9 protein-coding genes, 1 tRNA gene and 2 rRNA genes (1 of these 12 running past the window's edge) are annotated in these 9,407 nt (G+C 58.6%); all 12 read right to left on the reverse strand.

Going from position 1 to position 9,407, the window contains the following annotated elements:
* The gene (locus tag WNZ14_RS01270) at window positions 1-357 is read right to left on the reverse strand and encodes a phosphate acetyltransferase (RefSeq protein WP_342866807.1); all 357 of its coding nucleotides are present in this window, start codon (window positions 355-357) and stop codon (window positions 1-3) included.
* On the reverse strand, window positions 357-713 hold the full coding sequence (locus WNZ14_RS01275; RefSeq protein WP_342866808.1) for a MaoC/PaaZ C-terminal domain-containing protein: 357 nt from the start codon (window positions 711-713) through the stop codon (window positions 357-359). The genes WNZ14_RS01270 and WNZ14_RS01275 overlap by 1 nt, the downstream gene beginning before the upstream one ends.
* Window positions 710-2,194: an AMP-binding protein gene (locus WNZ14_RS01280; RefSeq protein ID WP_342866809.1), complete on the reverse strand. Its 1,485-nt coding sequence runs from the start codon at window positions 2,192-2,194 to the stop codon at window positions 710-712. Before WNZ14_RS01280 ends, WNZ14_RS01275 begins: the two co-directional genes overlap by 4 nt.
* A complete protein-coding gene (locus WNZ14_RS01285; protein WP_342866810.1) occupies window positions 2,187-2,969 on the reverse strand; it encodes an enoyl-CoA hydratase/isomerase family protein in 783 nt (260 codons plus the stop codon). The genes WNZ14_RS01280 and WNZ14_RS01285 overlap by 8 nt, the downstream gene beginning before the upstream one ends.
* The gene (locus WNZ14_RS01290; protein WP_342866811.1) at window positions 2,966-3,577 is read right to left on the reverse strand and encodes a TetR/AcrR family transcriptional regulator; all 612 of its coding nucleotides are present in this window, start codon (window positions 3,575-3,577) and stop codon (window positions 2,966-2,968) included. Before WNZ14_RS01290 ends, WNZ14_RS01285 begins: the two co-directional genes overlap by 4 nt.
* A 230-nt stretch (window positions 3,578-3,807) precedes the next feature.
* The gene (locus WNZ14_RS01295) at window positions 3,808-4,053 is read right to left on the reverse strand and encodes a MoaD/ThiS family protein (protein ID WP_342866812.1); all 246 of its coding nucleotides are present in this window, start codon (window positions 4,051-4,053) and stop codon (window positions 3,808-3,810) included.
* A gap of 2 nt (window positions 4,054-4,055) precedes the next feature.
* A complete protein-coding gene (locus WNZ14_RS01300; RefSeq protein WP_342866813.1) occupies window positions 4,056-6,290 on the reverse strand; it encodes a xanthine dehydrogenase family protein molybdopterin-binding subunit in 2,235 nt (744 codons plus the stop codon).
* A gap of 1 nt (window position 6,291) precedes the next feature.
* The gene (locus tag WNZ14_RS01305) at window positions 6,292-6,768 is read right to left on the reverse strand and encodes a (2Fe-2S)-binding protein (RefSeq protein WP_342866814.1); all 477 of its coding nucleotides are present in this window, start codon (window positions 6,766-6,768) and stop codon (window positions 6,292-6,294) included.
* The gene (locus tag WNZ14_RS01310; protein ID WP_342866815.1) at window positions 6,765-7,628 is read right to left on the reverse strand and encodes a xanthine dehydrogenase family protein subunit M; all 864 of its coding nucleotides are present in this window, start codon (window positions 7,626-7,628) and stop codon (window positions 6,765-6,767) included. Before WNZ14_RS01310 ends, WNZ14_RS01305 begins: the two co-directional genes overlap by 4 nt.
* A gap of 312 nt (window positions 7,629-7,940) precedes the next feature.
* Window positions 7,941-8,017: transfer RNA gene (locus tag WNZ14_RS01315), tRNA-Met, on the reverse strand.
* A 112-nt stretch (window positions 8,018-8,129) separates the two neighbouring features.
* Window positions 8,130-8,244: ribosomal RNA gene (rrf, locus tag WNZ14_RS01320) — 5S ribosomal RNA — on the reverse strand.
* Window positions 8,245-8,370: 126 nt separating this feature from the next.
* A 23S ribosomal RNA gene (locus WNZ14_RS01325) occupies window positions 8,371-9,407 on the reverse strand; it runs 1,773 nt beyond the window's last position.

Below are 9,407 nucleotides of genomic sequence, written 5' to 3' on the forward strand. Positions count from 1 at the left end.
CTAAGATGCTACGTCTTTGGCCTTCACCAGCGAGCGGCCTTCGCAGATCAAAACGCCATCGGCGTCGATGCAGGTCGCCCAAAGGTCGACCAGATGCTTGTCCGCACGCAACCTCGTGATCTCCACACGCGCAGTGAGTTCGGTATCAGGCATGGCCTTGGCCAGAAAGTTCAGTTCCTGCTTGAGATAGTTCGTGCCCCGACCAGGCAGTTTTACTCCGAGGAGATAGGAAAACATTGCCGCGATCAACGGCTCAGGAATGGTCGCAGGAACACCGGTTCCACTCAACATAGCAAACCCCTGCAGGTCAGCACCGCTGTAGCTGCGCCGGACCTCTGACGACTGCCCGACCTCCATCACGCCACCTCCGTTTCGCCAACCAGAAGCTCCGCGCCGTCGGCGGACCTGATTGCCCGAACGGAGAGCGTTCCAGGACATTCGCCGCTGATGACGAGATCGACCTGTTCGTCGGTGTAGCAGGGATTGGGAAACTTCATCGACTGGCCCGTTTGCGTGACATCAGGATGCGCGGCCGTGAGCAATCCCCAGAGCTTGGTGTAGATGAGCATGCCGTGGCTGACCGTGCGCCCGAATGCAGTTCGCGAAGAGAACTCCGGATCGACATGGATCGGATTGTCATCGCCGGAGATGCGGGCGAACAGATCAAACTCATCCTGGGTTGGCGTCCACGCGGAAGACAGCTCGATCATCATGACAGCATGGACCTCAATTCGGGTTTGCGGACCTTTCCGGCTGCCGTGCGCGGAAAATCGTCGACCAGCGTCACCTTGACCGGGACCTTGTAAGCGGCCATCCGCTCCCGGCTCCAGCGCCTGAGTTCCGCCGGGTCGAGGGTGGCGCCGGGCCGCGGAATGATGAAAGCTGCCCCCACCTCACCCCATTTGGCGTCGGGCATGCTGATCACCGCGGCCTCCAGCACGTCGGCGTGTTCATTGAGCACGCGCTCGACTTCGGCCGGATAGACGTTTTCGCCGCCGGAAATGTACATGTCCTTGATCCGGTCAATGATGAAAATGTAGCCGTCCTCATCGCGCCGCCCGACATCGCCGGTCCGCAGCCAGCCGTCATCGGTAAAGGCATCGCGAGTGGCCTTTTCATTGAGGTAATATCCCGGCGTGATATTGGGCCCCTTGAGCTGGATCTCGCCGGCGCCCGGTTCTCCCACCGCGACACCCTCAAGCCGCATCTCGGTCAGCATCTGCGCACGACCGACAGAGCCGATCTTCTTCTCGGCGTTTTCCGGGTCCATCAGGAACACCGTGGGTCCGGTTTCAGTCATGCCCATGCCGTTGAGCACCTTGGCGCCGTGACCAGCAAAAAGACGGATTAGCGGTTCGGGCAGCGGCGCGCCGCCACAGCCGCACCGCACCAAGCTCCATTCGATCTCGCCGACATCTTGCAACAGGCTGAAGGCCTGATAGATCGCCGGGACGCCAAAGAACTGGGTCACCTTGCCCTGCTTGAGCAGGTCGAAAATCTGACCGGGTTCAAACTTCCGCAGAACTGTCGAGCAGCCGCCCAGCAGAAACAGCGGCAGGGTGTAGAGATTGATGCCGGCGGTGTGAAACAGGGGCAGGAAGTTAACGGACCGGTCATCTGCAGTCATTCGCGTGGCCTGCGAAATATTGACCGCATTGGCCCAGGCCATCTGCGCAGTCTGGATCACCGCCTTTGGCCGGCCTGTCGTTCCAGATGTGAACAGCAGGTACCATGGCTGGTCGGCGGAACATGAAACGGCTGGTGCATGTGCTCCCATCTCGATCCATGTCGAGATGTTTGTTTCGATACCAAACAGCCGCATTCCAAAGGCTTTCGCCACATCCCTGGCCAGTTCAGCCTGCTCGACGTCATGGATGATCGCCTTTGCACCCACAGGGTCCAGCGTCTCGACAAGTTCGGGCGCCGGCTGCCGCCAGTTGAGCGGGCAGAGGATGATGCCGGTCTTTTGACACGCAAACAGCGTGATGAAGAATTCGACCCGGTTCAGGCACAGGATCGCGAGACGATCGCCGGAACGCAATCCGGCTTGTCCAAGACCGGCGGCGACTGCATTGGCAGCATCGTTGATTTCGCGAAACCGCCATTCGCACCGGGAGCCAGCGTCGATGAAAGCGATGGCCTCAGGCGAGATCTCGGCCCGTTTTGCGGCCATGTCGGCAATGGTATTAAACATCCGCCGTTACCCCAAAACGTTCCAGAAACCGGGACATGCCCAGAACCGTTTCAGGTTCTGCAATCCGTTCAAGAAAGGCTGCGCTCTCTGCTTCGAGCCGGGTATTGATCTGGGCGCGACGCGTGTCGTCCCAGATCAGCGCCTTGGCCGCCAGCCGGGTGCCGATTTCTGCCTCGGCCGCAAGCTCGACCGCCGTCTCCTCCGGCGCATCTGAAATCACTGTACCGAGTCCAATCTCGCACAGCGCCTCGGCGGCCAACCGTCTATCCGACTGCAGCCATTCGAGTGCCCGCCCTGCACCAATGCGTTCAGGCAGAAGTGCAGTCCAGCCGCCATCAGGTGCAAAGCCAACCTTTGCATAATAGGGCTGCACAAAGGCATCAGGGGCCAGCACTGCGAGGTCTGCGGCAAACACAAGCCCCGCAGAGCCGCCGGTTATGGCGCCGCGCGCCGCAACAACCACCAGGCGCGGCATGGCGATCAGGCGTGCCACAAGTGCCTGCAGACGCGGCACGACTTCACTGGCATACTCGGTCGCGTCGCCGTTGAGCGAAGCCGCGTAAAACGCGCCCACGTCACCACCGCTCGAAAAATTCCGACGACCGCAAATGAGGATGACACGAGCGTCTTGCGCTTCAGCATCATCAAGTGCTGAAGCAAGCTCTCTGAGCAACCCGGGTTCAAGCGAATTTGCGCGAGGTGCTGCCATGGTCAGCCGTGCGCACAGCGTTCCGTCCGGCAGATAGAACGCCTCGACGGTCACCCGTGCGGTCATGGCGCCAGGCCATTCCGGATCATCGAAAAGGCTTCATCAACCACATGGTCTATGTCGGACGTATCATCCCAAAGGACATAGCGCTCACCCAGGGTCTTGGCGATTCCCATCAGGGCCCAGGCACGAACCTCTGCATCTCCGGGTCGCAACTCTCCCGCCGCTGCGGCTTCGGAAAGTTGTGCGGCATAGGCCTGGGCGAAGCTGGTGAAGTAGGCCTTGTAGGCTTCAGCATCAATGAAGCGGGCTTCCTCGACGATCCGGTAAAGCGAGGGGCGCTCGACCACGAATGCCAGGAATGCCTTCAGCCCGGCGCGCTCGGCTTCCAGACGATTTGGCGCGCCTGCCACCGCCCGGGTTACGACGCCCCGCGTCAATTGCCCCATTTCCAGCACCAGCTCGCGGAACACATCTTCCTTGCTGGAAAAGTAGATATAGAACGTGCCCAGGGCCGTCTTGGCATGCCGTGTGATATCGGCAATGGACGCCGCGGAAAATCCCTGAGTCCCAATCATGGCTTCCGCTGCGCGCAAAATCTGCTCGCGTCGTGCGGCACCCCTGCTGGTTCTCGGGTAAGCGGTCGTGGACATAGAACATGAATACTGATTCATATTTCAATTTGCAAGAGCGACCGTCACCCCAATCCACTGCCGTTGATGACGGGCATCCCTATTGTTAAGGGCACCCGACAAGTTCGAAAATAGCCGGCAAACTGAACCCCGCGCTAAGCGACATCCACTGATCGTGTACAAACGACGCCTGACGGCAGAAGCCCAGGAGCCTAATCGTGCCTGGGTACGTCGACTTCAATCACGACCTTGAGACGCAGGCCAGGAGCCGCCTAGCCACCTTTCATAAATGGCATCAGCACGACTTCGGAATCCGGTTTGATCTCCTGAAACCACGACTCCCGGTAAATGACCCCGTCAAGCGCCATGGAGACCCCGCGCGCGATATACGGCGCGAGGCCCGGATGCATCTCGGTCAGTCGATCAAGCATCTCCTTGAAGGTCTTCGCATCCACCTCCACTTCAGACTGGCCATCAGCCAACTGACCGAGAGTGCCCCAAAGCTTGACCTTGACCATGCTTAGCCCTTCATCGCCTTCAGGATGCGTGGCGGAGACATCGGCAACTCTGTCAGCCGAACCCCGGTCGCCCGAGAGACAGCATTTGCAATAGCAGCAAGCGGCGGAACGATCGGGGTCTCGCCAACACCTCGAACACCATAGGGGTGACCGGGATTGGGGATCTCCAGAATGACCGTTTCGATGTTGGGCAGATCCGATGAGACCGGGATGCGGTAGTCCAGAAAGCCCGGGTTCTGCAGCCGCCCGTCCTCGCCGTAGATATATTCCTCGTTGAGGGCCCAGCCTATGCCTTGAACAGCGCCGCCCTGCATCTGACCCTCGACATAATCTGGCTGCACGGCTTTTCCTGCATCCTGGAAGACGGTATAGCGCAGGACTTTGGTGAAGCCGGTTTCCGGGTCAACTTCGACATCGACCAGATGGACGCCAAAGCTGACGCCCGCTCCATCGACATTGACTTCATGATGACCTGCAATCGGCCCGCCCGTCTGCGGCGACATCGCAGCAATCTCGGCAAGAGTGAGCGGCGGAAATTTGCCTGCATTCGACCCTGCGGGAACTGCAGAACCGTCCACCCATTTCACCGCGTCGGCGTCAATGCCCCAATATTGCGCAGCGCGAGAGGTCATTTTGCCGATCGCGTCGCGCGCGGCCTTGATTGTGGCAAGGCCTACCGAAAAGGTGACGCGACTGCCATCGGTCACATCATTGTATCCAAGCGAGTTGGTGTCGGCGATGATTGTGCGAATGCTCTCGTAGGGAATCCCCAGCTCTTCCGCGGCCATCAGGCTGATTGAGGCGCGGCTGCCGCCGATATCGGGGTTACCTTCTGTCACGCCCACGGTTCCATCGGTGTTGATGTTCAGCGAGACACAGGTATTTCCGCCGAAATTGAACCAGAAGCCGCAAGACAGACCGCGCCCCTGGTTCGGACCAAGCGGAGCGTTGTAATGCGGATGGTTGGTCGCTGCCTCAAGCGTGGCAACAAGGCCGATATCGTTGAACGTCGGTCCATAGGACGACAGGGTACCCTTTTTGGCAGCATTTTGCAGCCGCACGGCCAGAGGATCCAGGCTCAGCTTCTGGCACAGCTCATCGACAATGCTCTCAACCGCATAGATTGCCTGTGGCGCGCCCGGGGCGCGGTAAGCAGCCTCTTTCGGGCGGTTGGTGAGCGCATTCAAGCCATAGGTGCGAACAGCCTCGAGATCGTAGGCAGCGAAAGCCGCCTGTGCGCCCATCTCGACCGTGCCGCAAGGATATGCACCACCCGAGTAGCGCAGCGTTGCCTCACCAGCGGTGATGCGGCCGTCCTTGGTCATGCCGATCCGTATGTCCATCGAAGACGACACCGTTGGGCCGGTAGCCCGGAACACCTCGTCGCGCGTCATCACGATCTTGACCGGGCGTCCGGACTTTCGCGACAACGCCAAAGCGACAGGTTCGATGAACACTGTCGTCTTGCCGCCAAAGCCGCCGCCAATTTCCGACGCGGTCACACGCAGTTGGCTCGCCTCCATGCCCATAATGTCAGAGCATAGGGTGCGCACGAAAAACTGGCCCTGCGTACAGCACCACAAGTCGGCCTTGCCATCGGTCGTAACCGAGGCGAGGCAGGCATGTGGCTCGATGTAACCTTGGTGCGTAGCGGCAGTCTTGAAGCTCCGCTCGATCACAAGGTCGGCCTTGGCAAACCCGGCATCGAGGTCGCCGTGGCCAAATTCGCAAGCGTTGGTGACGTTCTGCGACATACCCGCGGGCACGGTTTCCAGCGCTCGCCCGGCCAGCACCACAGGTGCATCGATCTTCATCGCAGCATCAACATCTGTCACATGCGGCAGCGTTTCATACTCAACCTTGATGGCAGCCAGTGCGGCCTTTGCAATCACGGGAGTGGTGGCGGCGACAGCAGCAACCGCATGGCCGTCGTAAAGGGCTGCCTCCCGCGCCATGCAGTTTTCCTGCACATCACGCGTGAACTCGTCGTCCAGACGGACAAAGTCTTTCCCGGTAATCACGGCACGAACACCGGCAATTGCCTCTGCGGCCGTGGTATCAATGGATATGATCCGGGCATGGGCATGCGGCGAGCGCAGAATGGCACCTGTCAGCATCCCCGGAGCGGTCATATCCGCGCCGTACTGCGCGCGGCCCGTCACCTTGTCTACCCCATCGGGGCGGTTCGGACGGGTACCTACATATCGGAATTCGCGCTTGCTTTGGCCAGTATCCATGTTACGCGCCCCTCATTTCTGCAGCAGCCACCTGAACGGCAGCGATGATCTTGTCGTATCCGGTACAGCGGCAAAGATTGCCGGCCAGCCAGAAGCGCACTTCTTCGTCGCTGGGACTCGCGTTCTTTTCCAGCAAGGCCTTGGCCGCAACCAGAATTCCCGGCGTACAAACGCCGCATTGAAACGCCGCTCCGTCGATAAAGGCACGTTGCAGCGGATGCAGCTGGTCATCATTGGCCATGCCTTCGATTGTCGAGATTTCAACTCCTTCAACCTCAGCTCCCAGCACGAGGCAGGAGCATACCAGCCTTCCATTGACGGTCACTGAACAGGCTCCGCAGTCGCCGGTACCGCATCCCTCTTTCGCGCCAGTCAGGCCAAGACGGTTGCGAAGCACGTCCAGCAACGGTTCGCCTGGGTCACAGATGAACTCAACCGGGTCGCCGTTTATCGTGGTGGATATGTGCATGGACTTCATTTGGATTCTCCGGCGCGGTCATAGGCAATAAGGGCAGCGCGGCGAGCCAATACGCCGGCAGTGCTGGTGCGGAACGCGACAGTGCCGCGTTTGTCGTCTATCGGGTTGCAGGCGGCTTCGCAGGCCTTGGAAAGCGCCGCAAGCGCCGCATCATCTAGCTTGGTGCCGATGATCGCCTTTGCGGCGTCATCCACCAGCAAGACCTTTGGCGCGACGGCACCCAGGGCCACTCGGGCGGAAGTCACAGTACCGCTTTCATCAAGGGTCAGGTTAACCGCGGCAGAGGCCACCGCAATGTCCATCTCCGTACGCGGAATGAAGCGCAGATAAGCGTCAGCCGAATTCGCAGGGCGGGCTGGCAGAAAAATCGAAGTCAGTATCTCGCCTTTCTTCAGCGTCGTCCGGCCCGGTCCCGCCGGAATATCGAGGACTGAACAATCACGACTGCCTTCCGGCCCTTCGATTCGCACGATCGCATTGGCGGCAACCAGGGCCGGAACAGAATCGCCCGCAGGCGATCCGTTGCACAGATTGCCTGCCATGGTGCAACGCCCTTGAACCTGGATTGATCCAATCAGCCTTGCTGCCTCGACCACGCCAGGCCAAAGGGCGCAAACGTCTGCATGCTCGCCCAGTTCAGCACCAGCAACCGCGGCACCGATCCGAAAACCGTTATCCTCAGCCGTAATATCGCGGATTCCCGGAATATTCTTGATGTCGACGACAAGATCAACGTTCAGGTTGCCTGATTTCATCTGCACAAGCAGATCGGTACCCCCTGCCAACAGCCGCGCGTTGCCGGGCTCGCTGACCAAAGCTTCCGAAGCAGCCTCAGCGCTTTGCGCGGAAAAGTATCTCATGATGGGCCTCATACGATTTCTTCAAGTGTGAAATTTATCTTCTGGCAAATTCGTACCGGCATTCAATGGAAATGGTCAAGGATTTCGGAGATTCCACCGATATGAAGTCCATGTCGCAGGACTCCGCCTTTGGTTGGCTTTTGGATCATCCATAAAAATCAGGTCCGTCGATATTCCAAGCGAGAATGAAGACAAATGCTGACATTCATTGGTCACCCAAGCTATAGCATACTGAATGCGGATTTAGACACAGAGACCAAACGCCAAAATCGCCCATGGGGCGTTATTTTGTTGTGCTGTTTTTCTTTGATTTGGTTGCGGGGGCAGGATTTGAACCTGCGACCTTCAGGTTATGAGCCTGACGAGCTACCGGGCTGCTCCACCCCGCGACAGGCCTTGCGGGAAGTGCAAGGCAAAAGGCAAAACGGGCCGCGAGAGCGACCCGTGAGTGTTCCAATTTTCGTAATTTGAGAAGATATCAACATATGTTGCGTTTGGCAGACCTGGCAGCGACCTACTCTCCCGCGTCTTAAGACGAAGTACCATCGGCGCAGGGGCGTTTCACGGCCGTGTTCGGAATGGGAACGGGTGCAGCCGCCCCGCCATAACCACCAGGTCGGCAAAGCGCAACATAGCACATGGCGACATGTGCAAGTTGATTGAGAAGCTGGCGGGTGGCTAACCCTTTGTATTTGAACACATCTTGGATGCACATCGGATTTGATGAGCACAAGCAATGAGAACGATCAAGCCGATCGAGCTATTAGTACTGGTAAGCTTCACACATTACTGCGCTTCCACACCCAGCCTATCAACGTGGCAGTCTTCCACGACTCTCAGGGAATACTCGTTTTTAGGTTGGTTTCCCGCTTAGATGCCTTCAGCGGTTATCCATTCCGTATATAGCTACCCTGCTATGCCGTTGGCACGACAACAGGTCCACCAGAGATACGTCCATCCCGGTCCTCTCGTACTAGGGACAGATCCTATCAATATTCCTACACCCACGGCAGATAGGGACCGAACTGTCTCACGACGTTCTGAACCCAGCTCACGTACCGCTTTAATTGGCGAACAGCCAAACCCTTGGGACCTGCTCCAGCCCCAGGATGCGATGAGCCGACATCGAGGTGCCAAACAACCCCGTCGATATGGACTCTTGGGGGTCATCAGCCTGTTATCCCCGGCGTACCTTTTATCCGTTGAGCGATGGCCCTTCCACGCGGGACCACCGGATCACTATGACCGACTTTCGTCTCTGCTCGACTTGTCAGTCTCGCAGTCAGGCAGGCTTATGCCATTGCACTCGACGACCGATTTCCGACCGGTCTGAGCCTACCATCGCGCGCCTCCGTTACTCTTTCGGAGGCGACCGCCCCAGTCAAACTACCCACCATACACTGTCCCGGACCCGGATAACGGGCCGCGGTTAGACATCCACGAAGATAAGGGTGGTATTTCAAGGATGGCTCCACGCGAGCTGGCGCCCACGCTTCAAAGCCTACCACCTATCCTACACATGCCTTGGCGAATGCCAGTGTAAAGCTATAGTAAAGGTGCACGGGGTCTTTCCGTCTGACCGCAGGAACCCCGCATCTTCACGGGGAATTCAATTTCACTGAGTCTGCGTTGGAGACAGCGGGGAAGTCGTTACGCCATTCGTGCAGGTCGGAACTTACCCGACAAGGAATTTCGCTACCTTAGGACCGTTATAGTTACGGCCGCCGTTTACTGGGGCTTCGATTCAAAGCTTGCACCTCTCCTCTTAACCTTCCAGCA

This window comes from Hoeflea sp. AS60 (assembly GCF_038900115.1).
In the GTDB taxonomy this organism is placed as follows: domain Bacteria; phylum Pseudomonadota; class Alphaproteobacteria; order Rhizobiales; family Rhizobiaceae; genus Hoeflea.